We start from the raw sequence: 25232 nt of genomic DNA on the forward strand, positions 1-25232 counted from the left end.
GCAGCCCCTCGTTGGTCGGCCAGCGAGCGCCGCTTTCGTTGGTCGAGTAGTGAGCGCCAGCGAGCGTATCGAGACCCAGCAGCTGTGATCTCGATACACCGCCTCGTTCCTCGGCGGCACTCGATCACCGGAGGGAGCCTCGGTGGTCGAGTAGTGAGCGCCAGCGAGCGTGTCGAGACCCCGCCATCCACAGGCACCGTGAAGGCCGTTGAAGACCGACTCCCAGACTTGGACGCTGGGGGCATGGCTTTCACCTACATGCTGCTCTGTTCCGACAACACCTTCTACGTCGGAAGCACGCGCAATCTCGAAAGGCGTCTCGAGCAGCATGACGTCGGCAAGGGCGCTGCCTACACCAGCCGTCGACTGCCCGTGAAGCTCGTTTGGTACGAGGAGTTCGAGAACGTGGCGCTGGCGTTTGCCCGTGAGAAGCAGATCCAGAACTGGAGCCGCTCGAAGCGCCAGGCGCTGGCTGACGGGCGGTGGGGAGACCTGCCCGGTTTGGCTCGCAAGAAGTTCTGAGCTGCTGGGTCTCGATACGCTCGCTGGCGCTCGCTACTCGACCACCGGGGCGGGCTCGACGGGGTCGGGTCTCGATACGCTCGCTGGCGCTCGCTACTCGACCACCGAAGAGTTCCGCACTCGCTACTCGACCACCGAAGAGTTCCGCGCTCGCTACTCGACCACCGGGGCCAGGTTCGTTGGTCGAGTGCCGGCGAGGAACGAGCCGGTGTATCGAGACCAGTCGACCAGTGATTCAGCTCTCGGTCAGAGCCAGCCGGACTTCTTGAAGAAGATGAAGGCGACCAGGGAGCTCAACGCCATCAGGCACAGCGCGAACGGGTAGCCGAAGGCCCAGTGCAGCTCGGGCATGTGGTCGAAGTTCATCCCGTAGATCGCACCGACCAGGGTGGGTGCCGCGACCAGGCCGACGCCGGCCGAGATCTTGCGCATGTCCTCGTTCTGCTGGACCGAGATGCGGGCCTGCTGCGCCTCGAACGCAGAGGAGAGCAACGAGTCGAGGTTGTCCACGGTCTCCGCGACCCGGGCCAGGTGGTCGCCGACGTCGCGGAAGTACGGTGCCGCCTCGCCCGACATCCCGGGGACCGACGCGGTCGACGCGCGGCGTACCGGGTCTCGCAGGGGGAGTACGGCGCGGCGCACCTCGGCCAGCTCGCGCTTGAGGACGTAGATCCTGGGGGAGTCGTCGGTGCGCTCCGGGGCGAACACGGACGCCTCGACCTCGTCGACGTCCTCCTCGAGGCTCGCCGCGACCCGTTCGTACCCGTCGACGACCCGGTCGCACACGGCGTACACCACGGCCGTGGGCCCGTGCACGAGCAGCTCGGCCTTGCCCTCGAGGTAGGAGCGCGAAGAGTGCAGCTCGGAGCCCTCGCCGTGGCGCACCGAGACGATGAAGTCGCTGCCCACGAACAGGTTGATCTCCCCGGTCTCGACGGCGTCCTCCTCGTCGACGTACCAGAGCGTCTTGAGCACCATGAAGAGCGAGTCGTCGTACTTCTCGAGCTTGGGGCGCTGATGAGCCTTGACGGCGTCCTCGACGGCGAGGTTGTGCAGGCCGAACTCCTCGGCCACCTCGACGAGCTCTTCCTCGGTCGGGTCCAGCAGGCCCACCCACACGAAGCTGTCTGGTCCGGAACAGCGGGACCGCACGGACGCGAGGTCGGCGATGTCGAAGTCCAGGGGAACCCTGACTCCGTTGCGGTAGAGCGCGTTGTCGACGATCACGGGTGTGAGGCTACGCCGGGTTGTGCATCTCCCGGCTAGTGTCCGGGGCATGGCAACGGTGATCCTGGTCCGGCACGGTAGAAGCTCGGCGAACACAAGTGGTGTGCTGGCCGGGCGCTCCGGTGGCGTCCGCCTGGACGACACCGGTACGGCCCAGGCCGACCGGGCGGCCACCCGGCTCGCCGCAGTGCCCCTGGCCGCGGTCATCAGCAGCCCGTTGGAGCGGTGCCGACAGACGGCGCGTCGGATCGCGGCAGCCCAACCCGGGGGACCGGACGTGCGCACCGAGCGGGGCATCGTCGAGTGCGACTACGGCGACTGGACCGGCCGCCAGATCAAGGACCTGGCCAAGGAGAAGCTGTGGTCCACGGTGCAGCAGCAGCCCTCGGCCGCGGCCTTCCCCAACGGCGAGTCGCTCACCGCGATGATGGCACGCTCCGTGGCCGCCGTACGACGCCTCGACGCCGAGATCACCGCCGAGCACGGGGAGAACGCCGTGTGGGTGGCGGTCAGCCACGGGGACATCATCAAGTCGGTGCTGGCCGACGCCCTGGGCATGCACCTCGACCTCTTCCAGCGACTGCACGTCGACCCGGCGTCGCTGTCGATCGTGCGCTACACCTCGACCCGCCCGTTCGTGCTGGGCACCAACACGCACGACGGCGACCTCGGCTGGCTGGCACCCGCCAGGAAGAAGCGTTCCCGCCGCAGGACCGATGCGGTCGTCGGCGGCGGCGCCGGACCGGAATAGGGTTGGCGCCATGGCTCCCGTGATCCACGAATTCGACCCGCCCGACCGGTTCGTCGCCGGCACCGTCGGTGAGCCGGGTGACCGCACGTTCTTCCTCCAGGCCCGGCGCGGGGCCAAGCTCGTCAGCGTGTCGCTGGAGAAGCAGCAGGTGGCGGTGCTCGCAGACCGCATCGACGACCTGCTCGACGAGCTGATGGCCAACGCCACGACGCAGAACGTCATCCCGGCGGTCGCGCCGCTCGACCTCGACGACTCCGCACCGCTCGACCAGCCCATCGAGGAGGAGTTCCGGGCCGGCACCATGACGCTCTCGTGGGAGAGCGACGTCGAACGCATCGTGATCGAGGTGTTCCCGTTCAACGAGGCGGCCGTGGTCAGCCCCGAGCAGGTCGACGAGGACTTCACCGAGCCGGAGCCCGAAGAGGTCTTCCTCGTGCGCATCACGGCCGGAGCCGCCCGGGCGTTCGTCAAGCGCGCCGCCCAGGTGATCGAGGCCGGCCGGCCGGACTGCCCGTTCTGCGGTGGCCCGATCGACCCCGACGGCCACCTGTGCGTGAGGGCCAACGGGTTCCGCAGAAGGAATCCGTGAGCGAGCCGGTCCCGCCGGCGGCGATCTCCACCGGCGACCTGGAGCTGTTGGGCCGGGTGATGCCTGCCTCCAACGCCACCTTCATCGGCATCGTCGACGGCACCCAGGTGGTCTACAAGCCGGTCGCCGGCGAGCGGCCCCTGTGGGACTTCCCGGACGGCACCTTGGCGCAACGCGAGGTGGCCGCGTACGCCGTCTCGCAGGCCCTCGACTGGAACGTCGTCCCGACGACCGTGCTCCGCGACGGCCCGCACGGACCCGGCATGGTGCAGGCCTGGGCCGAGCCCGACCCCGACCAGGCACCCGTCGACGTGGTGCCCGAGGGAGAGCTGCCGGAGGGGTACCTCCACGTGTTCGACGCCGTCGGTCCCGAGGACGAACCGGTCGCCCTGGTCCATGAGGACTCCCCGGCCCTGCGCCGGATGGCCGTCTTCGACGTGCTGGTCAACAACGGCGACCGCAAGGGCGGTCACGTGCTCGCGATGACCGACGGCCACCGCTACGGCGTCGACCACGGAGTCTCCTTCCACGTCGAGAACAAGCTGCGCAGCGTGCTCTGGGGCTGGCTCGGCACGCCGCTCACCGACGACGAGGCAGACGCCGTACGCCGGGTGGCCGCCGACGACGACCTGCACAAGCGGCTGGGCGACCTGGTCACCCCGCGTGAGCTGGCCGCGTTCGTCGCGCGGTGCCACACACTGCTGGAGACGGGCGTGATGCCGGAGCCGTCGGGGGAGTGGCCGGCCATCCCGTGGCCCGCGTTCTAGAGGTCGTTGGTTAGGCTGCCGCCATGCAGACGTGGTCAGCCCCGCAGGTTCCTTCCCTCCCCGTTCGGGGCCCGCAGGTCTCGATCCATGACACGAGTTCCGGTGGCCCGGTCGCCACCACTCCGGCCGACGTCGCGCGTCTCTACGTCTGCGGCATCACGCCGTACGACGCCACGCACATGGGCCACGCCGCGACGTACGTTGCCTTCGACCTGCTCAACCGGGCGTGGCGGGCGGCCGGCCACGACGTGCACTACGTGCAGAACGTGACCGACGTCGACGACCCGCTGCTCGAGCGGGCCACCAAGGTCGGCGTCGCCTGGGAAGAGCTCGCCCTGCGCGAGACCCAGTTGTTCCGTGACGACATGGAAGCACTGCGGGTGCTCCCGCCCCGCGACTACATCGGTGCCGTGGAGTCGATCCCGTTGGTGATCGACCTGGTCGAGAAGCTGCGCGCCACCGGCTCGGTCTACACCGTCGACACCGACCTCTACTTCTCCGTGACCTCCGACCCGGCGTTCGGCGACGTCTCGGGTTGGGACCGAGACCAGATGCTGGCGATCTTCGGCGAACGTGGCGGCGACCCCGAGCGCGAAGGCAAGAAGGACCCCCTCGACTGCGTCGTGTGGCGCGGCGAGCGCGACGGCGAACCCGCCTGGGACAGCCCGTTCGGCCCCGGCCGCCCCGGCTGGCACATCGAGTGCGCCGCGATCGCCCTCAAGCACCTCGGCACCGGCTTCGATGTCCAGGGCGGCGGCAGCGACCTGATCTTCCCGCACCACGAGATGTCGGCGGGCGAGGTGCAGGTCGCCGAACGCGGCGACGCGTTTGCCAAGGCCTACGCCCACGCCGGCATGGTGGCCTACGACGGCGAGAAGATGTCGAAGTCCAAGGGCAACCTCGTCTTCGTGTCCGCGTTGCGGATGAGCGAGGTCGACCCGATGGCGATCCGGCTGACCCTGCTCCGCCAGCACTACCGCTCCGACTGGGAGTGGACCGACGAGCAGCTCTGGAGCTCGGTCGACACCCTGGCGTCGTGGCGCGACACGATCACTGCCGGCGCCGGAGCTCCCGCGCAGCCGGTCGTCGAGGCCGTGCTCGCGGCGCTGGCGAACGACCTCGACGCCCCCACGGCCCTGGCCGCGGTCGACACGTGGTTCACAACCACTGCAGGCGGTGACACGACCGACCCGAACGCCGCCGAGACGATCCGCGCCCTCCTCGACGCCTCCCTCGGCCTCGCGCTCTGACGGGACCTAGTCGGTGTTGCGGCGTTTGAGATAGCGCTCGAACTCGCGGGCGATCGCCTCACCCGAGGCCTCGGGCAGGTCAGCGGTGTCGCGGGTCTCCTCGAGCGCGCGGACGTAGTCGGCGATCTCTTCCTCCTCCTCGGCGAGCTCGTCGACCCCGCGTTCCCAGGCCCGAGCCTCCTCGGGCAGGTCGAGCAACGGGATGCCGGTGCCGAGCAGGTCCTCGATCTGCCCGATCAGGGCAAGGGTCGCCTTCGGGCACGGCGGCTGGGCCACGTAGTGCGGCACCGCCGCCCAGTAGGAGACCGCAGGGATGTCGAGGAGCACGCACGCGTCCTGGAAGACGCCGACGATGCCGGTCGGGCCTTCGTACGTCGACTGCTCGATGTCAAGGCGATCGACGAGGTCGGGCTCGGTCGCCGTACCGGTCACGGGAATCGGGCGGGTGTGCGGCGTGTCGGCCAGCAGGGCGCCGAGCGTGACCACCATCTGGCCGCCGAGCTCGTCGCAGGCGGCCAGCAGCTCGGCACAGAACTGGCGCCACCGCATGTTGGGCTCGATGCCGCGGATCAGGATCACGTCGCGGTCGAGACCGGGGGGAGACGCGATCGAGACGGTCGTGCTCGGCCAGGTCAGCGACCTGTGCCCGCGGGCGTCGGTGCCCACGACCGGGCGGTTCATCTGGAAGTCGTAGAAGTCCTCGGGGTCGACCGACGCGACCACCCGGGCGTCCCACACCTCGATGAGGTGGTCGACGACGGACGAGGCCGCGTCGGCGGCGTCGTTCCAGCCCTCGAAGGCCGCGATGACGACGGGGTCCACCAGCTCGGGCACTTCGTCCATCTCGATCATCAGGCCAGCGTAGTTGAGGCACTGTGACGGGTGCGACACACGTGACCCGGCAGCGATTCGTTCGTTGACGGGGATTGGTGTCAGCATGCGGGAAACCCGTCCGGAACGTGGACGGCCTGCCTACCCTGAAGAGGTCCCCAACCTCGGAGAGGAACTTCGTGTCGGAGTCCCCAGCCCTTCGTCCAGACGCGACCGCGGAACTCACGCGGGCCCTTGGCGAGCGCATCCTCGTCATCGACGGGGCCATGGGCACGGCGATCCAACGCGACCGACCCGACGAGGCCGGCTACCGCGGTGAGCGGTTCGCCGACTGGCACATCGACCTCCAGGGCAACAACGACCTCCTCACGCTGACCCAGCCCGACATCATCGCGGCGATCCACCGTGAGTATCTCGAGGCCGGCGCCGACATCCTCGAGACCAACTCGTTCAACGCGAACGCCGTCTCTCTGGGCGACTACGGCATGGAAGACCTTGCCTACGAGCTGAACTTCGAGGCCGCACGCCTGGCCCGTCAGATCTGCGACGACGTGGCCACCCCCGACAAGCCGCGCTACGTCGCCGGAGCCCTCGGCCCGACCACGCGTACGGCGTCCATCTCGCCCGACGTCAACGACCCGGGTGCCCGCAACGTCAGCTACGACCAGCTCGTCGCGGCGTACCGCGATGCGACCCGCGGGCTGCTCGACGGCGGCGCGGACCTGATCTTCATCGAGACGATCTTCGACACCCTCAACGCGAAGGCGGCGATCTTCGCGGTCGAGACCGTGTTCGAGGAGCACGGTCGCCGCTGGCCGATGATCATCTCCGGCACCATCACCGACGCCTCCGGCCGCACGCTGTCCGGTCAGGTGACCGAGGCGTTCTGGAACTCCGTGCGCCACGCGCAGCCCCTGGCCGTCGGCCTCAACTGCGCGCTCGGGGCCAAGGAGATGCGCCCCTACATCGCCGAGATGAGCCGTCTCGCCGACACCTTCGTCTCCTGCTACCCCAACGCCGGGCTCCCCAACGCCTTCGGTGAGTACGACGAGTCTCCCGACGAGACCGCAGCGGTGATCGAGGAGTTCGCCGCGAGCGGACTCGTGAACCTGGTCGGCGGTTGCTGTGGCACCACCCCCGACCACATCGCCGCGATCGCCGGCGCCGTGGCCGACAAGCCGGTCCGCGCGCAGGTCGAGGTGGCCTCCGCCATGCGCCTGTCCGGTCTCGAGCCGCTGACGATCGACGAGAGCTCGCTGTTCGTCAACGTCGGCGAGCGCACCAACATCACCGGGTCGGCCCGCTTCCGCAACCTGATCAAGGACGGCAACTACGACGCCGCCCTCGCGGTCGCTGCGCAGCAGGTCGAGAACGGCGCGCAGGTCATCGACGTCAACATGGACGAGGGCATGATCGACGGCGTCGCCGCGATGGACCGCTTCCTCAAGCTGGTCGCCACCGAGCCCGACATCAGCCGGGTGCCGATCATGATCGACTCCTCCAAGTGGGAGGTCATCGAGGCCGGCCTCAAGTGCGTGCAGGGCAAGCCGATCGTCAACTCGATCTCCATGAAGGAGGGCGAGGAGAAGTTCCGCGCCGAGGCCCGGTTGTGCCGCAAGTACGGCGCCGCCGTGGTCGTGATGGCCTTCGACGAGGACGGCCAGGCCGACAACCTCGAGCGACGCATCGAGATCTGTGGCCGCGCCTACAAGATCCTGGTCGAAGAGGTCGGGTTCCCGGCCGAGGACATCATCTTCGACCCGAACTGCTTCGCGCTCGCGACCGGAATCGAGGAGCACGCCAACTACGGCGTCGACTTCATCGAGGCCACCCGCTGGATCAAGCAGAACCTGCCCGGCGCCCAGATCTCCGGCGGCATCTCGAACGCGTCGTTCTCGTTCCGCGGCAACAACCCGGTACGCGAGGCGATCCACGCGGTCTTCCTGTACCACGCGATCAGGGCCGGCCTGAGCATGGGCATCGTCAATGCTGGCGCCCTGGTGGTCTACGACGAGATCGACGTCGAGCTGCGTGAGCGCATCGAGGACGTCGTGCTCAACCGGCGGCCCGACGCCGCCGAGCGGCTGCTCGAGATCGCCGAGGCCCACAAGGGCAACGGCGAGGCCGCCGAGGCCAAGACCGAGGAGTGGCGCGAGCTGCCCGTCGACGAGCGCATCACCCACGCCCTGGTGAAGGGCCTCGACGCGTTCGTCGAGGAAGACACCGAAGAGCTCCGTGCCCTGATCTCCGAGCGTGGCGGCCGCCCGATCGAGGTCATCGAGGGCCCGTTGATGGCCGGGATGAACGTGGTCGGCGACCTGTTCGGGGCCGGCAAGATGTTCCTGCCCCAGGTGGTCAAGAGCGCCCGCGTGATGAAGAAGGCCGTCGCCTACCTGATCCCGTTCATCGAGGCCGAGAAGCAGCCCGGCGACGTCGACCGCACCAACGGCACCATCGTGATGGCGACCGTGAAGGGCGACGTGCACGACATCGGCAAGAACATCGTCGGTGTGGTTCTCCAGTGCAACAACTACGAGGTCATCGACATGGGCGTGATGGTTCCTGCCCAGAAGATCCTCGACAAGGCCCGTGAGGTCAACGCCGACATCATCGGGCTCTCCGGCCTGATCACGCCCTCGCTCGACGAGATGGTCAACGTGGCGGCGGAGATGAAGCGGCAGGAGTTCACCATCCCGTTGTTGATCGGCGGCGCCACCACCTCCCGCGCGCACACCGCGGTGAAGGTCGACCGGCAGTACGACGGCCCGGTGGTCTGGGTCAAGGACGCCTCACGGTCGGTGCCGACCGCAGCAGCGCTGTTGAGCGACGCCCAGCGCCCCAAGCTGATGGCCGACATCAAGGACGACTACGACGCCCTGCGCACCCGCCACGCGGCCAAGCAGGAGCGTCCGACGGTGTCTCTCGAGAAGGCGCGCGCGAACCGCACGCCGATCGAGTGGGACGGCTACGTGCCGCCTCTCCCGAACGAGCCCGGCATCCACGTGCTCTCCGAGTACGACCTCGGCGAGCTGCGCGACTACATCGACTGGCAGCCGTTCTTCAACGCCTGGGAGATGAAGGGCAAGTTCCCCGACATCCTCAACAGCCCCAGCACAGGCGAAGAGGCGCGCAAGCTCTACGACGACGCCCAGAAGATGCTCGACCAGGTCATCGAGGAGCGCTGGCTCACCGCCAACGCGGTGTTCGGGCTCTTCCCGGCCAACGCTGTCGGTGACGACATCGAGGTGTACGCCGATGACACCCGCGCCGACGTACAAGCCGTGCTGCGCAACCTGCGCCAGCAGGGCGAACACCGCGCCGGCGTGCCCAACCGGTCGCTCGGCGACTACGTGGCTCCCAAGGAGACCGGACTGGCCGACCACGTCGGCGCGTTCGCGGTCACCGCCGGCCTCGGTTCCACCGAGCGCATCATGAAGTTCAAGGAAGACCTCGACGACTACTCGGCGATCATGCTGGAGGCCCTGGCCGACCGGCTCGCCGAGGCGTTCGCCGAGCGCCTGCACCAGCGCGTGCGCACCGAGTTCTGGGGGCACGACGCGGGGGAGACCCTCTCCAACGAGGACCTCATCGCCGAGAAGTACCACGGCATCCGCCCCGCACCGGGCTACCCGGCCTGCCCCGAGCACACCGAGAAGCAGACGCTGTGGGAGCTCCTCGACGTCACCGCCAACACCGGCATCGAGCTGACCGAGAGCATGGCCATGTGGCCCGGAGCCGCCGTGTCAGGGTGGTACTTCTCGCACCCGCAGGCGCAGTACTTCGTGGTCGGCCGGCTCCAGCGCGACCAGGTCCTCGACTACGCCAGGCGCAAGGGGTGGACCCAGGCCGAGGCCGAGCGCTGGCTCTCCTCGAACCTGGCCTACGAGCCCGAGGACTGAGCAGCCTCGCCGTCCTGATCACCGAGATCGGGAGGGAGCGCAGCCGGAATCGGCGCCTACGTTGGCGCGGTGAACAAGGACCGGGGTGAACGGCGATGAAGGCGTGGCGCCTCTTCGCTGCCCATGAGCCACTGCGGCTCGTCGACGTGCCAGAGCCCGAAGCCGGCCCGAGCGACATCATCGTCGACGTGAGGGCGGCTGGCATCTGTCACACCGATGTCGGGTACCTCGACGGATCCCTGACCCACGCGCTGGGTGCCATGCCGATCACCCTCGGCCACGAGATCGCCGGCGTCATCTCCGAGGTGGGCAGCGACGTCACCGGTTTCCAGGTCGGCCAGAAGGTCGTCATCCCTGCCAGCGTCTCGGGGCCCGGCACCGGCATCGATGGTGGCTTCGCCGAGCAGGTCAGGGCCCGCGACCACCAGGTCATCGCCCTGCCTGACGGCATCCCGTGGGAGCAGGCAGCCCCGGCGACGGACGCGGGTGTGACGTCGTACCACTCCCTCAGGCGCGGGGGTGTCAGGGCCGGCACGAGACTGGGAATCATCGGCGCCGGAGGTCTCGGCAGCCTCGCGCTCCAGTTCGCGCATGCCCTCGGTGCCGAGGTGTACGTCGCCGAGACGAACCGGACCATCTGGGACCGGCTGGCCGGCCTCGGCGCGGTCGGTGTCGCCGAGAGCATCCGCGAGTTCGCCGACCGGGACCTCGAAGTGATCGTCGACTACGCGGGCTTCGGGACCACGACCGACGACGCGCTCGTGACCGTCGGCGACCGCGGCACAGTGGTCCAGGTCGGTGTCGGTGTCCAGCGTGCTGACATCTCGACCACTGCGATCGTCGGCAAGCAGGTCGACCTCCTCGGCTCCCTCGGTGGCACCCACGAGGAACTGGTCGAGGTGCTCGACCTGTTGGCCGCAGGCACCGTGAGCTCAGAGGTCGAGCTCGTCAGCTTCGAGAGCATCGGCGACTCCATCGACCGCTTCCGGCGGGGCGAGGCGAACCAGGGACGCCTGGTCGCGGTCCGCGACTGAGCTTCGTGGTTGGACCCGAGCTCCCTTCGCCCTAGGGTGGGCCGTCGCAACGTTGCACGCAGCGCCTTGGAGGGATCCTGAACACCGCATCGTCGTCCGAACCGGCAGGTCACCCCCTCGATGGCGATGTGTGGCGGCCGGCGGCAGTGCTCTGGGACATGGACGGCACCCTGGTCGACACCGAGCCGTACTGGATCTCGACCGAATACGAGCTCGCCGCGAAGTACGGCGGCACGTGGAGCGACGAGCACGCCCTGAGCCTGGTCGGCAACGACCTGATCGAGTCCGGGCGCTACATCCGTGAGCACATGGGGATCGACGTCGAGCCCTCACAGATCGTCGAGGAGCTCCTCGACGGCGTGGTGGCCGCGGTCGAGCAGCAGGTGCCGTGGTGCCCGGGTGCCGTGGAGTTGCTCGCCGACCTGAGGGCCGAGGGTGTGCCCTGCGGGCTGGTGACGATGAGCTACCGCCGGTTCGTGGCCCCGATCCTGGCTGCCCTGCCGCCGGACACGTTCGACGTCGTGGTCACCGGCGACACGGTCTCGCGGGGCAAGCCGCACCCGGAGCCCTATCTGAAGGGTGCGGCGCTGCTCGGGGTCGAGCCCGGTGAGGTCCTGGCGATCGAGGATTCCAACACCGGGGTCCGCTCCGCCGTGGCGGCCGGGTGCACCGTGCTCGTCGTACCGAACCACGTGCCGGTGCTCGAGGGGGAGCGGCGCATCTTCCGGAATTCGCTGGCCGGCATGCGTGCCGAGGACCTGCGCCACCTGCGCTGAGCCGCAAGATCTCCGCCCGGATGCGGGCCGTCACGAAATCGTTGCGGGATTGCGACCCTTTCACGCCCGGGCCACGGTGGCGCCGGTCACAACGATCAGAGTAGGTTGCCGGGCATCGACCCCGGTACGTCGCCGGGTGTCCGACCACCAGAGGTGACACTTTGAACCGCAAGACCAAACTGATCTCGCTGGCATCAGCGGCGCTGCTTGCCGCGTCCATGTCGGCCTGCGGGGCCGTCAAGGACGCCGCCGAGAAGTCGATCGAGAACAAGCCTGCAGAGGGTGAACTGCGCCTGGGCACCACCGAGGTGGTCACCGCGATGGACCCGGCCGGCTCCTACGACTTCGGTTCGTGGAACATGCAGTACTCCATCTTCCAGCAGCTGATGTCGATTCCCCCGAACGGCGACCAGCCCGAGGACGACGCAGCCCACTGCGAGGCCAAGGACCCGAAGACCGTCGAGTGCAAGCTCAAGGAGGGCCTGAAGTTCTCCAATGGCAACGAGCTCACCTCGTCCGACGTGCTGTTCTCGATGAAGCGCAACGTCGAGATCGCCGACCCCAACGGCTCCTCGGTCCTGCTCGGTTCGATCTCCAACGGCGATGCCAAGAACCCCGGCCTTGCCGACGGTGCCATTGAGACGCCCGACGACCAGACGGTGGTCTTCCACCTCAACGCTGCGGACTCCACCTTCCTGAAGGTGCTCACCACGGCCACCACGTCGATCGTCGACGAGGAGACCTTCCCGGCCGACGAGAAGCTCGCCGACGACAAGGTGATCGGCTCCGGCCCCTACACGCTCGACACCTACAAGAAGGACGAGCTCACGGTCCTCGCGGCCAACAAGAGCTACGAGGGCACCAAGGCGCCGGCCTCGAAGACCATCTACATCACCAGCTACGGCACCTCGGCGAACCTCAAGACCGCGATCGAGAACGACAAGGTCGACGTCGCCTGGCGCACGCTCAGCCCGCAGGAGCTCACCGACCTCGGCTCCAACGACAAGGTCGACGTGATCACCGGCAGCGGCTCCGAGTTCCGCTACTGGGTCTGGCAGTTCGGCACCAAGGTCGGCAAGGACCAGGCCGTCCGCCAGGCCGCGGCCCAGATCATCGACCGCGACCGCATCTCCGAGCGTGCCTACGACGGCACCGTGGAGCCGGCGTACTCCATCGTGCCGCCCGGCTTCGGTGGCCAGAAGGACTCCTTCGAGGAGAAGTACGGCGACCCGGACCCCGCGGCCGCCAAGACGATCCTCGACGAGGCCGGCGTGAAGACCCCGGTCAAGATCACCGTGGGCTGGAACCCCGACCACTACGGTCCGAACACGGTCGACGAGGCCCAGGAGCTGGAGAAGCAGCTGGAGGCCGACGGCCTGTTCGACGTCACCCTGCAGTCGGACCCGTGGGAGGAGTACCAGACCCTCTACAAGCAGAACGCGTACGACCTGTTCATCCTCGGTTGGTACCCCGACATCCTGGACGCCGACAACTACCTCACGCCGTTCCTGCGTGACGGTGGGTTCTTCGCGAACAACTACCAGAGCGACGAGGTCAACGACCTCCTGTCGCAGGAGCTCGCGGAGACCGACGAGGGTGCGCGTGACGACATCATCGGGCAGCTCCAGGACGTCACGGCTGAAGACGTCCCGCTGATCCCGAGCTGGAACGGCAAGAACGTCGCCGTTGCCAAGAAGGGAGTCACCGGCGTGAAGGAGACGCTCGACCCGACCTACATCTTCCGACTGTGGATGGTGAAGGCACCGGGCGACGAGAGCTCCGAAGCGTCCGAGAGCCCCAGCGCCAGCGAGTAACACGCCTGACGGGGAGGACACCGCAACGCCGGTGTCCTCCCCGTCGGTGCGTCACAGCAAACAGAAAGTAGGTCCATGACCGCCGGCGGTTCCCTGCCCCGATACATAGTTCAACGGCTGCTGTTGATGTTGCCGATGATCTGGTTCCTGACCACGATGGTCTTCTTCCTCCTCCGGGTGGTGCCCGGAGACCCGATCTCCGCGGCCTTCGGTGACAAGATCACCGAGGAGGACAAGGAGGCCCGGCGCGAGAAGCTCGGCCTCAACGAGCCCCTCTGGAAGCAGTATCTCGACTACTTCGGCTCGCTGCTCCGCTTCGACTTCGGGCACACCTTCCGGGGGAACAAGGACGTCCTGGACGTCATCATCGACAAGGGCGGCGCCACCCTGACGCTGTCCATCGGGGCGTTCGCCATCGCGCTCCTCATCGGCATCCCGCTCGGGCTGCTCGCCGGGCGCATGCGTGACTCGGCCTTCGACGTCTTCATCCGCATCTTCGGCATCTTCACCTACGCCGCCCCCGTCTTCTGGATGGGCATGATGCTGATCCTCGTGGTCGCGCCGACCGGTTGGCCGACCAGCCAGATCGCGAACCCCAGCACGCTGCGAGAAGTGCCCACGGTCACCCACGTGCTGCTGTTCGACTCGATCCTCGACGGCAACCTGGTGGCCGTGGTCGACGTCCTCATCCACCACGCCCTGCCCTGCTTCACCCTGGGGCTGCTGCTCTCGGGTGTGTTCATCAGGCTGGTGCGGGTCAACGTGCTGCAGACGCTGAAGGGCGACTACGTCGAGGCCGCCCGGGCCCGCGGCATCGCCGAGAGCAAGGTCGTGCGCCACCACGCGTTCCGCAACGCCCTGGTGCCGGTCATCACGGTGATCGGCCTGCAGGTGGCCCTCACGCTCTCCGGCGCAGTCCTGACCGAGACCACGTTCGGCTGGCCGGGAATCGGCAACGAGCTGATCAAGTTCATGGGCCAGCGTGACTACGGCGCCATCCAGGGCATCGTGACCTTCATCGCGATCATGGTCGTGCTGGTCAGCCTGCTCGTGGACATCATCAACGCCATCATCGACCCGAGAGTGAGGTACTGATGCTCACCCGCCTCACGAGTCCGTTCCGCAACACCACCGGCATGGCCCGCTGGCTGCTCATCGTCGGCCTGATGATGACCGCGATCTTCCTGTTCCTGGCCGTGTTCGCTCCCTTGGTCGCGCCCACCGGGTTCAACGACTCGATGATGAACGGCAAGGAGATCGCCGACAACCAGGCGCCCTCCGGCACGCACTGGTTCGGCACCAACGACGCCTACAACGACATCTTCAGTCGCACCATCTGGGGTGCCCGCACGGCCGTCCAGGTGGTGCTGTTCTCCCTGCTGTTCTCGCTGCTGATCGGTGTCCCGCTCGGACTCGTCTCCGGCTACCTCGGTGGCTGGGTCGACCGCCTGCTGGTCTTCGTCATGGACGCGATGTACTCGTTCCCGTCGCTGCTGCTGGCCCTGATCTTCTCGTTCCTGCTCCAGGACAAGCTGGGCGGCGGCATCATGCCGGCGGCACTGAGCCTGACGGTGATCTACATTCCGCAGTACTTCCGCGTCGTACGCAACACGACGGTCTCGGCACGCGAGGCGACGTACGTCGAAGCGGCGCGCGCGATCGGCGCGAAGGACCGCACGATCATGAGCAAGTACCTCTTCGGCAACGTCATCCAGTCGGTCCCGGTCATCGCCACCCTCAACGCGGCCGACGCGATCGGCACCCTGGCCGGACTCGGCTTCCTCGGCTACGGCATCGAGCCGGGCGAGGCTGCCGAGTGGGGCTACGACCTGCAGCGAGCCATGGACGAGGCCACCTCGGGCATGTGGTGGCAGAGCTTCTTCCCGGGCATCGCCATCGTGCTGCTGATCACCGGCCTCACCCTGCTCGGCGAGGGGCTCAACGAGACCATCAACCCGAGCCTGCGCAAGCGCCGGATCACCAAGGTGGTCATGCCGCCCCACACTCCGAAGGAGATCGCGAAATGAGCGCGTCGACGCGGCCAGCGGCCGCACCGACCACCGACAACGTCCTCGAGGCCCGCAACCTGAGGGTCTGGTACGGCGCGGCCGCGGGCCCGGTGCGTGCGGTCGACGGGGTGAACTTCACGCTCCGCAAGGGCGAGATCCTCGGCCTCGTCGGCGAGTCCGGCTGCGGCAAGTCCACCCTCGGACGCGGGCTCATCGGCCTGCTGCCCGAGGGCGCCAAGATGGACGGCGAGCTGCTGTTCCAGGGCAAGGACATCGTGGGTCTGAAGAAGCGCAAGCTGCACAAGATGCGCGGCAAGGACCTCGGCATGATCTTCCAGGAGCCGCTGACCCGGCTGAATCCGTTGATGCGCATCTCGGAGCACTTCGAGGAGACGCTCAAGACGCACGAGAAGCGCATCTCGAAGAAGGAGGTCGAACGGCGCTCGCTCGAGGTGCTGCGGATGATGGGCATTCCGCCGACCCGCTACACGGCCTATCCGCACGAGTTCTCGGGCGGCATGCGGCAGCGTCTGATGATCGCCCTGGCCCTGGTGCTCAAGCCGGCCTTCGTGGTCGCCGACGAGCCGACCACTGCCCTCGACGTCCTCGTCGAGGCGCAGATCATCCGCATCCTCCACGACCTGCGTCGCGAGTTCGACACCTCGCTGCTGCTGATCACCCACAACCTCGGCATCGTCGCCGAGGCCTGCGACCGGGTGGCGGTGATGTACGCCGGCGAGATCGTGGAGATCGGTGATGCCAGCGAGGTCTTCTCGCGTCCCAAGCATCCCTACACGCGCGAGCTGCTGCGTTCGACGATCTCGTTGCGCACCACCGGCCTGGAGTTCATCCCCGGTGCTCCGCCGAACCTGATCGATCCGCCGTCGGGCTGCAAGTTCCACCCCCGCTGCCCCTTGGCGATGGCGGTCTGCGCAGAGCGCGAGCCCCGCGTGCTGACCACGCCCGACGGGACCACCACCCAGTGCTGGGACGCCGAGATCACGGCCGGCACCAACCACGGGCTGACCGACGCCGACCGGGCACCCCTGATCCGCGAGGAGATCTCCGTTGCAGACGAAGCCTGAACCCCTCCAGGTCGGCGACCAGATCATGGACGTCGACGACCTCTCCGTGCACTTCCAGCTGGGCGGTGGTGTGCTCGGTCGCCTGTTCGGGTGGGGCACCAAGACAGTCAAGGCGGTCGACGGTGTCGACTTCACCCTGCACAAGGGCGAGGTCATCGGTCTGGTCGGCGAGTCGGGAAGCGGCAAGACCACCCTGGGTCGGGCCCTGCTCGGCATGGCACCGGCCACCGACGGCGTGATCACCTACCAGGACGTCGCGCGCGGCACCCGACGCGTCTCCCACATGGGCAAGGCCGAGCTCCGTCACCTGCGCACCGACGTGCAGATGGTCTTCCAGGACCCGCACGCGGCGTTGAACCCGACCATGACCATCGAGACCGCTGTCGGGCACCCCCTGGTCATCCACGAGGGTGCGAAGGGGGAGGAGCTGCGCAAGAAGGTGGCCGACACCCTCGAGCGCGTGGGGCTCAGCCCGGCCGAGCAGTTCATGAGCAAGTACCCCTCCGACCTCTCGGGCGGCCAGAAGCAGCGCGCGGTGATCGCCCGTTCGATCATCATGGAACCGCAGGTGCTGGTCGCCGACGAGCCGGTGTCGATGCTCGACATGAGCGTGCGCGCCAAGATCCTCCAGCTGATGATCGACCTCAAGGACGACCTTGGGCTGACCTACGTCTACATCACCCACGACCTGGCCAGCGCGAAGTTCTTCTGTGACCGCATCGCGATCATGTACCTCGGCCGCATCGTCGAGATCGGCACGACCGAGGAGATCTTCGCCAACCCGCGTCACCCCTACACCAAGGCGCTGCTCAAGGCGATCCCCGAGCCCGACCCCGAGCTCGCGGTGCCCCGTGACCTGCCCCGTGGTGAGATCCCGGACGCCGCCCAGCCGCCGCTCGGCTGCTCGTTCCACCCGCGCTGTCCGGTGGCCGTCGCCACCTGCGGGTGGGAGTCCCGCGACCTCAAGGTGGCCCTCGAGGAGCACTGGGTGCGCAAGGGCGACGCGACGGCGTACGCCAAGGAGCGCAAGCTGCTCGGGAAGCTGGACGCCCTGGACTCACCCTCGCAACGCGTCACCCTGGGCAAGGGCAACGCCGGCGAGGCGCTCGCCCTGCTGGAGGGGATCAGGAGCGAGAATCCCGACGAGCCCATGTGGAAGGGCGTCGACTCGATGTCCGCGACACCGGACGGCGTCGAGATCGTCTTCCACGAGGCCGAGGACCCGGCCCTGCGGCCGGCCGGCGGTGCCGAGGTGGCGTGCGTGCTCTACCCCCGGGAAAGCTGACCTGTCGCCAGTTCTGGTTGACCTGTCGTGAGTTCTGGTTGACCTGTCGCCAGTTCAGTCAGCGCCGCACGTGGGAGAGTTGACCCGTCGCCAGTTTTCTCCCCCGCTTCGCTCCTCCGGAAACTGGCGACGGGTCAACTCTGATGCTCTGCAGCTTGCTCCGCAAGCGGCAGAGCAGGGATCTCGCCGCCGAACTCGGGGCACTTGTCCTGGTAGCTGCACCAGCCGCACAGCTTGCTGCGGTGCGGCCGCCAGTCGCCACTGAGCTCGGCGCGCCGGATCGCCTGCCAGATCGACTCCACCTTGCGCTCCGTGGCCCGTAGGTCGGCCTCGTCGGGGGAGTAGCGGAGGATCTCACCGTTGCCGAGATAGATCAGCTGCAGCATCGCCGGGACGACCCCGCGGGTGCGCCAGATGACCAGTGCGTAGAACTTCATCTGGAACAGCGCCTTGGCCTCGAACATCTCGCCAGGAGCTCGGCCAGACTTGTAGTCCACCAGTCGGATCGCGCCGCTGGGGGCGATGTCGATGCGGTCGATGAAGCCCCGGAGCAGCAGCTTGGAGTCGAGCAGTGTCTCGACATAGAGCTCACGCTCGGCGGGCTCGAGGCGGGTCGGGTCCTCGAGCTCGAAGTACTTGTCGAGGACGGTGCGGCAGGTGGTCAGCCAGGCCTGCAGGTCCAGCGCCTCCTCGCCCTCGGGTGCGGTGAACAGCTCGGCGACTGCGGGCTCGGCCTCCAGCAACGCGTCCCACGCGGGACCGACCATCTCCTGGGCCCGCGGTGGCGTGCGTTCGGGGGCGGGCAGGTCGAAGAGGTCCTCGAGCACCTTGTGCACCAGTGTCCCGCGGATCGCGTCGGGTGACGGCTCCTCGGGGAACCTGTCGATCGTGCGGTAGCGGTAGAGCAGGGGACAGGTCATGAAATCACCGGCGCGGCTCGGCGAGAGGGCCCCGAGCACCTCGACACCGTCGACCGGTGTGGAGTGCCTCTCTGCGGGTGACTGGGTCATCTGGGCCCCTTCCTGAAGGTGCGCGGCAACACTAGGCGACGGCACCGACAGCGACACCGACACCGCCGCGTCAGTGTCGGCGAGGGCGCGTCCGATAGCCTCGACATGTGCCTGACCCAGACCCGCGACACGCCGACGTGCCGTCCCGACCGCCTCGGCCTCCCGGCACGCTCCGGGTCGGACAGATCGCCGGGGTCGACGTACTCATCACCACCTCGTGGTTCTTCATCGCCGCCCTGATCGCGGTGCTGATGGCACCCCGGATCGAGCAGGTCGAGCCGGGCCTCGGGGGATGGAAGTACGTCGCCGGCTTCGCGTTCGCCGTCGTGCTCTACCTGTCGGTGCTCCTCCACGAAGCCTCGCACGCACTGATGGCGCAGCACTACGGCCACCCCGTCTCGTCGATCACCCTCCACTTCCTGGGCGGCGCGACGATGATCGAGGGAGAGGCGCGCCGACCGCGCGAGGAGTTCTGGATCGCCGTGGTGGGCCCGCTCACCTCCATCGCCGTCGGCCTGGCTGCCCTACCGCTGCTGCTCGTCATCCCGGACGGGCTCCTGCGGACGGCGGTCGAGGTGCTGGCCGGCGCGAACCTGATCGTGGGAGTGATGAACCTGATCCCGGGGCTCCCGCTCGACGGCGGACGCGTGCTGAAGTCCGCGGTCTGGGGAGTCAGTGGCAACATCCACAAGGGCACCATCGCCGCCGGTTGGGGCGGGCGCATCGTCGCCGTCGCCGCCTTGGCCTGGCCCCTGTTCATGCGGTCGGTCCTCGGCGTCGAGCCGCGAATCGTCGACTACCTGCTCTCCTTCGTGGTCGCGATCTTCCTGTGGACCGGAGCGACCGCATCGATGCAGAGCGCCCGGCTGCGCCGGCGGCTGCCGTCGATCGTGGCCCGCCGACTGGCCCGCCGTACCCTCACCGTTCCTGAGGACACGCCCGTCTCCGAGGCCGTACGACGCGCGCAGGAGGCCGGGGCCGGCAGCATCGTGACGGTCTCGACCGCGGGCGCCGCGACCGGCATCGTCAACGAGTCCGCCCTGCTGGCCACGCCTGAGGAACGGCGTCCGTGGATGGCCGTCTCGACCATCTCACGCAGCATCGAGGAGGGTCTGACCCTGCCCGTCTCGATCGTCGGTGAGGACCTCATCAAGGCGATCACCCGCATGCCCGCCCACGAGTACCTCCTCGTCGAGGACGACGGGGCGATCTACGGCGTCCTCGCGACCGCCGACGTCGACAGGGCGTTCAGCGAGCGTCACCAGTAGGGTTCCGCCCATGCCTGACGTGGACCTGCCCGAACCGACCGACCTGCCCGACGTACCCCTCGAGGCGTGGTCCGGCGTGCACCGTGGACCCCTGCGTGCGGGGGAGTGGGTGCGGTTGACCGACCAGAAGGGCCGGCGCCACAACTTCGAGCTCACGCCCGGCAAGCGCTTCTTCAGCAACCGTGGCCACATCGAGCACGACGAGCTGATCGGGCGCGACGAAGGCTTCACCGTGCCGTCGTCGGCGGGCGGTGAGTACCTCGTGTTCCGCCCGTTGCTCTCCGAGTTCGTGGTCTCGATGCCGCGTGGGGCCGCGGTGGTCTACCCCAAGGACGCCGCCCAGATCGTGGCGATGGCCGACATCTTCCCGGGTGCCCGGGTCGTGGAGGCCGGTGTGGGCTCGGGTGCGCTGACCTGCTCGCTGCTCCGCGCCGTCGGACCGTGGGGTCGGGTGACGTCGTTCGAGCGGCGCGAGGAGTTCGCCGACGTGGCTCGGCGCAACGTGAACCAGTTCTTCTCCGCCCCCGACGGCGAGACCCACCCGGCCTGGAACCTGCGGCTCGGCGACCTCCAGGAAGAGCTGCCGGGGCTCGGCGAGAAGGTCGACCGGATCATCCTCGACATGCTCGCACCGTGGGAGTGCGTGGACGCGGTGGCTGACGCGCTGGCGCCCGGCGGGATCGTCGTCGCGTACGTCGCCACCACGACGCAGCTGTCGCGCTACGTCGAGACGGTGCGCGCGCACGGCGGGTTCACCGATCCCCAGCCGTGGGAGTCACTGGTGCGCGACTGGCACGTCGAGGGACTCGCCGTACGCCCCGGGCACAAGATGATCGGGCACACCGCCTTCCTCGTCACGGCACGCCGGATGGCGCCCGGCCAGACCGCGCCGCGCAAGAAGCGCCGACCCGCTCCGGGTGCCTACGGGGTGGACTACAACGGCCCCCGGCCGGCCGACCTGCCTCCGCAGGTGTTCGAGGAGTCCTTCGACGACTGATCGACGCGGAAATGGCGTGAACCGACGCCAGAATGGCCTGTTCACACGCTCGTGACGTCTCACGTAGCAAATCGTTTCCGAACCGCGCGCCGATTTGCTTTGCTTCCTCCTCCTGATGGGTAAGGTCACAAGGAGACGCAGGAGGTGGTGCACATGTCGGCATCGGACAACTCGAGCAGTCGCGAGGAACTCACCAGTCAGGTGAGGTTCCTCGAGGCCGAAGTCACTGACCTGCGCCGGAGGCTGGCCGATGGCCCAGTTCACTCCGGTGCACTGGAGCAGCGACTGATCGACACCCAACGGTCCCTGGCCGCGGTGACGTCGCAGAACGAACGCCTGGCCCAGACCCTGCGCGAGGCCCGCGACCAGATACTCACGCTCAAGGAAGAGGTCGACCGACTGGCCCAGCCGCCGGCCGGGTTCGGCACGTTCCTCGCCCGCAACGACGACGACTCCATCGACGTGTTCACCGGCGGTCGCAAGCTGCGGGTGACGGTGAGCCCCAACGTCGACCTCGACGCGCTGCAGCGTGGCCAGGAGGTCATGCTCAACGAGGCACTCAACGTCGTCGCCGCGCTCGACTTCGAGCAGGTCGGCGAGGTCGTCATGCTCAAGGAGATCCTGGCCGACGGCGACCGTGTCCTGGTGATCGCGAACGCCGACGAGGAGCGCGTGGTCCGCATCGCCGAGCCGCTGCGCAGCCTCAAGCTGCGGGCCGGTGACTCCCTGCTGCTCGACTCCCGAGCCGGCTACGTCTACGAGAAGGTGCCGAAGTCCGAGGTCGAGGAGCTCGTCCTCGAAGAGGTCCCCGACATCGACTACAGCGCGATCGGCGGTCTGATCGCCCAGATCGACCAGATCCGCGACGCCGTCGAGCTGCCCTACCTGCATCCCGAGCTGTTCAAGCAGCACCAGCTCAAGCCGCCGAAGGGCGTGCTGCTCTACGGCCCTCCCGGCTGCGGGAAGACGTTGATCGCCAAGGCGGTCGCCAACTCCCTGGCCAAGAAGGTCGCGGCCAAGACCGGCCAGGAGGGCAAGTCCTACTTCCTGAACATCAAGGGTCCCGAGCTGCTCAACAAGTACGTCGGCGAGACCGAGCGGCACATCCGCCTGGTCTTCCAGCGGGCTCGCGAGAAGGCCAGTGAGGGTACGCCGGTCATCGTGTTCTTCGACGAGATGGACTCCCTGTTCCGCACCCGAGGCTCCGGGGTCTCCTCCGACGTCGAGAACACCATCGTTCCCCAGCTGCTGAGCGAGATCGACGGTGTGGAGCTGCTCGAGAACGTGCTGGTGATCGGTGCCTCCAACCGTGAGGACATGATCGACCCGGCCATCCTGCGCCCCGGCCGGCTCGACGTGAAGATCAAGATCGAGCGCCCGGACGCCGAGTCCGCACGCGACATCTTCAGCAAGTACCTCACCGCCGAGCTGCCGCTGCACACCGATGACCTGGCCGAGTTCGGCAACGACCGCGACGCCTGCGTGGCGGGCATGATTCGGGCCACCGTCGAGCGCATGTACACCGAGACCGAGGAGAACCGCTTCCTCGAGGTGACCTACGCCAACGGCGACAAGGAAGTCCTCTACTTCAAGGACTTCAACTCCGGCGCGATGATCCAGAACATCGTCGACCGGGCGAAGAAGATGGCGATCAAGGACCTCCTCGACCACGACCAGCTCGGTCTCCGGGTCCAGCACATGCTCCAGGCGTGCGTCGACGAGTTCAAGGAGAACGAGGACCTCCCGAACACCACGAACCCCGACGACTGGGCCCGCATCTCCGGCAAGAAGGGCGAGCGGATCGTCTTCATCCGCACCCTCATCACCGGCAAGCAGGGCACCGAGCCCGGGCGTTCGATCGACACGGTCGCCAACACCGGCCAGTACCTCTGAGCAACCGGCTACCGCGGCGTCGTCACTCGGCGATGCCGCGGAAGCCGTACGTCCAGGGCCGGCCGATCCTCGGTCCGGGCAGGTAGCGCTGGTCGAGGACGGCAATCCCGAACCCGGCATCGCCCACCAGGGCAGGGATGTCGCGGTCCAGGTGGCAACCTCCGCACACCAGTCCCTGTACGCCGTTGAGCCGGCCCTGCCAGCGCGCCACACCCGCATCGGGCGCGAGGCCGTGCTCGAGGAAGTGCAGTCGACCTCCGGGTCGCACCACCCGGCGTACCTCCCTCAACGCGCGGAGCGGCTCCGGGATCGTGCATAGGGAGAACGTCACCAGTGCGGCGTCGACCGAGGCATCGGGCAGGTCGATCGACTGGCCGTCGAGGCCCACCCGCTCGACCGGCACCGAGGACTTCTCGCGGCGGCCTGCCGAGCGGGACCAGCCCAGGTCGCTGGGCTCCACCGCGGCGACGGCGCTCACCTCCTCGGGCAGGTGGGGGAGGTTCATCCCGGACCCGAAACCCACCTCGAGGACCCGGCCGGTCAGGCCCTCACAGGCCTGCGCTCGAAGCTCGCCGATCTCCGGGGCGCTGAGCCCGGCATCGGTCAATCGCGGCACGACGTGTTCGACCCACCAACCCATGTGACCGACACTAGGTCGCGCGAACGGCCGCGTCCACGGGTCGATGCGTCGGTCGTCCCGAGTAGGCTCGAATCATGAGCGTTCGCAGGGTGATGGGCACCGAGGTCGAGTACGGCATCTCGGTCCAGGGACAGCCGACGGCCAACCCGATGGTGGCGTCCTCGCAGGTGGTCAACGCCTACGCGTCGGCCACGCTGAAGGCGCGACGCGCCCGATGGGACTTCGAGGAGGAGTCACCGCTGCGCGACGCCCGAGGGTTCGACATGTCGCGACAGGTCGCCGACGCCAGCCAGCTTACCGACGAGGACCTCGGCCTGGCCAACGTCATCCTCACCAACGGCGCGCGCCTGTACGTCGACCACGCCCACCCCGAGTACGCCACGCCCGAGTGCACGAACCCGCTCGACATCGTCCGCTGGGACAAGGCGGGGGAGCAGGTGATGCTCGACGCAGCCCGTCTGGCCGCCAACATTCCCGGGGCCGCGCCGATCCTGCTCTACAAGAACAACACCGACAACAAGGGCGCCTCCTACGGCGCCCACGAGAACTACCTGATGCGCCGCTCGACGGCGTTCGCCGACATCGTGCGCCACCTGACGCCGTTCTTCGTGTCCCGACAGGTGGTCACCGGCGCCGGCCGGGTGGGCATCGGCCAGGACGGCCGCGACAACGGCTTCCAGATCAGCCAGCGCGCCGACTTCTTCGAGGTCGAGGTGGGTCTCGAGACCACGCTGAAGCGGCCGATCATCAACACCCGCGACGAACCGCACGCCGACCCGGAGAAATACCGCCGGCTGCACGTGATCATCGGAGACGCCAACCTCGCCGAGGTGTCGACGTACCTCAAGGTCGGCACGACCGCGCTGGTGCTGGCGATGATCGAGGACCGCTTCCTCACCGCGCCGCTCTCGGTCGAGTCACCTGTCGCGTCGCTGCGGGCGATCTCGCACGACCCGACCTGCAAGCACCTCGTGACGTTGGGCGACGGCCGCAAGCTGACCGCCGTACAACTCCAGATGGAATACCTCGACCTCGCCAGGAAGTACGTCGACGAGACCCTGGGCGACGACGCCGACGCCCAGACCCGCGACGTGCTGACCCGCTGGGAGTCGGTGCTGACCCGTCTCGAGCGTGACCCCATGGAGTGCGCCACCGAGCTCGACTGGGTGGCCAAGCTCAAGCTGCTCCAGCAGTACCGCGACCGCGACGGCCTCGAGTGGGACGACGCGAAGCTGCACCTGATCGACCTGCAGTACTCCGACATCCGCCCCGAGAAGGGCCTCTACCACCGCCTCGTGCGCATGGGCCGCATCGAGCGTCTGCTCGAGGAGCCGTCCATCGAGAGCGCGATGCACGAGCCGCCCACCGACACCCGGGCCTACTTCCGTGGCCGGTGTCTCGAGAAGTACGCCGACTCGGTGGCCGCTGCGTCGTGGGACTCGGTGATCTTCGACCTCCCCGGACGCGAGTCCCTGCAACGGGTGCCGACCATCGACCCGCTGCGCGGCAGCCGGTCACACGTGGGCGAGCTGCTCGACCGCTGCGACACCGCCGAGCAGCTCTTCGACGCACTGACGCACTGATT

21 protein-coding genes are annotated in these 25232 nt (G+C 68.1%); 17 read left to right on the top strand and 4 right to left on the bottom strand.

Features of this window, described 5'->3' with window-relative positions; all coding sequences use genetic code 11:
- Positions 1-243: 243 nt before the first annotated feature.
- Positions 244-522 carry a GIY-YIG nuclease family protein gene (locus tag ASH02_RS04740; RefSeq protein WP_057294371.1) on the top strand — a complete coding sequence of 93 codons (279 nt, stop codon included), beginning with the start codon at positions 244-246 and terminating at the stop codon, positions 520-522.
- A gap of 246 nt (positions 523-768) precedes the next feature.
- Here the strand turns inward: ASH02_RS04740 and corA are convergent, their stop codons facing one another.
- Positions 769-1749: a magnesium/cobalt transporter CorA gene (gene corA / locus ASH02_RS04745; protein ID WP_056891122.1), complete on the bottom strand. Its 981-nt coding sequence runs from the start codon at positions 1747-1749 to the stop codon at positions 769-771.
- A 49-nt stretch (positions 1750-1798) separates the two neighbouring features.
- On the opposite strand from corA, the gene ASH02_RS04750 reads away from it, so the two are divergent.
- Genes ASH02_RS04750 through mshC form a run of 4 tightly spaced genes read left to right on the top strand, consistent with a single transcriptional unit; the run spans position 1799 to position 5106 of the window.
- Positions 1799-2500 (top strand): histidine phosphatase family protein, encoded by a 702-nt coding sequence (locus ASH02_RS04750; protein ID WP_056678164.1) that lies wholly within the window; start codon positions 1799-1801, stop codon positions 2498-2500.
- A 10-nt stretch (positions 2501-2510) separates the two neighbouring features.
- Positions 2511-3089 (top strand): DUF3090 domain-containing protein, encoded by a 579-nt coding sequence (locus ASH02_RS04755; RefSeq protein ID WP_056678166.1) that lies wholly within the window; start codon positions 2511-2513, stop codon positions 3087-3089.
- A complete protein-coding gene (locus tag ASH02_RS04760; RefSeq protein ID WP_235538986.1) occupies positions 3086-3856 on the top strand; it encodes an SCO1664 family protein in 771 nt (256 codons plus the stop codon). Before ASH02_RS04755 ends, ASH02_RS04760 begins: the two co-directional genes overlap by 4 nt.
- A gap of 23 nt (positions 3857-3879) precedes the next feature.
- Positions 3880-5106, top strand: coding sequence for a cysteine--1-D-myo-inosityl 2-amino-2-deoxy-alpha-D-glucopyranoside ligase (gene mshC, locus ASH02_RS04765; RefSeq protein WP_057294372.1), 1227 nt, complete (start codon positions 3880-3882; stop codon positions 5104-5106).
- 6 nt (positions 5107-5112) lie between these two features.
- On the opposite strand, the gene ASH02_RS04770 is transcribed toward mshC, so the two are convergent.
- Positions 5113-5958 (bottom strand): PAC2 family protein, encoded by an 846-nt coding sequence (locus tag ASH02_RS04770; protein ID WP_056679393.1) that lies wholly within the window; start codon positions 5956-5958, stop codon positions 5113-5115.
- Positions 5959-6116: 158 nt separating this feature from the next.
- On the opposite strand from ASH02_RS04770, the gene metH reads away from it, so the two are divergent.
- From metH to ASH02_RS04810, 8 genes are all read left to right on the top strand, one after another.
- On the top strand, positions 6117-9836 hold the full coding sequence (metH, locus tag ASH02_RS04775; RefSeq protein WP_200959076.1) for a methionine synthase: 3720 nt from the start codon (positions 6117-6119) through the stop codon (positions 9834-9836).
- 95 nt (positions 9837-9931) lie between these two features.
- On the top strand, positions 9932-10870 hold the full coding sequence (locus tag ASH02_RS04780) for an alcohol dehydrogenase catalytic domain-containing protein (protein ID WP_057294373.1): 939 nt from the start codon (positions 9932-9934) through the stop codon (positions 10868-10870).
- Positions 10871-11016: 146 nt separating this feature from the next.
- Entirely contained in the window at positions 11017-11646 is a 630-nt protein-coding gene (locus tag ASH02_RS04785; protein WP_268788523.1) for an HAD family hydrolase, read from the top strand.
- Positions 11647-11807: 161 nt separating this feature from the next.
- Positions 11808-13460 (top strand): ABC transporter substrate-binding protein, encoded by a 1653-nt coding sequence (locus tag ASH02_RS04790; protein WP_056891126.1) that lies wholly within the window; start codon positions 11808-11810, stop codon positions 13458-13460.
- 75 nt (positions 13461-13535) lie between these two features.
- A complete protein-coding gene (locus ASH02_RS04795; RefSeq protein ID WP_056678178.1) occupies positions 13536-14555 on the top strand; it encodes an ABC transporter permease in 1020 nt (339 codons plus the stop codon).
- Positions 14555-15487, top strand: coding sequence for an ABC transporter permease (locus ASH02_RS04800; protein WP_056678182.1), 933 nt, complete (start codon positions 14555-14557; stop codon positions 15485-15487). Before ASH02_RS04795 ends, ASH02_RS04800 begins: the two co-directional genes overlap by 1 nt.
- Complete coding sequence (locus tag ASH02_RS04805; RefSeq protein ID WP_056678184.1) at positions 15484-16554, top strand: ABC transporter ATP-binding protein; 1071 nt, start codon at positions 15484-15486, stop codon at positions 16552-16554. The genes ASH02_RS04800 and ASH02_RS04805 overlap by 4 nt, the downstream gene beginning before the upstream one ends.
- Entirely contained in the window at positions 16538-17839 is a 1302-nt protein-coding gene (locus ASH02_RS04810; protein ID WP_056678186.1) for an ABC transporter ATP-binding protein, read from the top strand. Before ASH02_RS04805 ends, ASH02_RS04810 begins: the two co-directional genes overlap by 17 nt.
- A 134-nt stretch (positions 17840-17973) precedes the next feature.
- Here ASH02_RS04810 and ASH02_RS04815 read toward each other — a convergent pair whose 3' ends face one another.
- Positions 17974-18849 (bottom strand): RecB family exonuclease, encoded by an 876-nt coding sequence (locus ASH02_RS04815; protein ID WP_056678189.1) that lies wholly within the window; start codon positions 18847-18849, stop codon positions 17974-17976.
- 107 nt (positions 18850-18956) lie between these two features.
- Here ASH02_RS04815 and ASH02_RS04820 point away from each other — a divergent pair, with 107 nt between their 5' ends.
- The 3 genes from ASH02_RS04820 to arc all read left to right on the top strand — a co-directional run bounded on the left by ASH02_RS04820 (position 18957) and on the right by arc (position 23007).
- The gene (locus tag ASH02_RS04820; protein ID WP_235532512.1) at positions 18957-20117 is read left to right on the top strand and encodes a site-2 protease family protein; all 1161 of its coding nucleotides are present in this window, start codon (positions 18957-18959) and stop codon (positions 20115-20117) included.
- Between the two features lie 10 nt (positions 20118-20127).
- A complete protein-coding gene (locus ASH02_RS04825) occupies positions 20128-21114 on the top strand; it encodes a tRNA (adenine-N1)-methyltransferase (protein WP_156393515.1) in 987 nt (328 codons plus the stop codon).
- A 153-nt stretch (positions 21115-21267) separates the two neighbouring features.
- A complete protein-coding gene (gene arc / locus ASH02_RS04830) occupies positions 21268-23007 on the top strand; it encodes a proteasome ATPase (RefSeq protein WP_056679405.1) in 1740 nt (579 codons plus the stop codon).
- Between the two features lie 22 nt (positions 23008-23029).
- Here arc and ASH02_RS04835 read toward each other — a convergent pair whose 3' ends face one another.
- Positions 23030-23647, bottom strand: coding sequence for a class I SAM-dependent methyltransferase (locus ASH02_RS04835; protein ID WP_056678191.1), 618 nt, complete (start codon positions 23645-23647; stop codon positions 23030-23032).
- A 74-nt stretch (positions 23648-23721) separates the two neighbouring features.
- On the opposite strand from ASH02_RS04835, the gene dop reads away from it, so the two are divergent.
- Positions 23722-25230 carry a depupylase/deamidase Dop gene (gene dop, locus ASH02_RS04840; RefSeq protein ID WP_056678193.1) on the top strand — a complete coding sequence of 503 codons (1509 nt, stop codon included), beginning with the start codon at positions 23722-23724 and terminating at the stop codon, positions 25228-25230.
- The last annotated feature ends 2 nt before the right edge of the window (positions 25231-25232 follow it).

This window comes from Nocardioides sp. Soil796, from assembly GCF_001429525.1.
In the GTDB taxonomy this organism is placed as follows: Bacteria; Actinomycetota; Actinomycetes; order Propionibacteriales; family Nocardioidaceae; genus Nocardioides.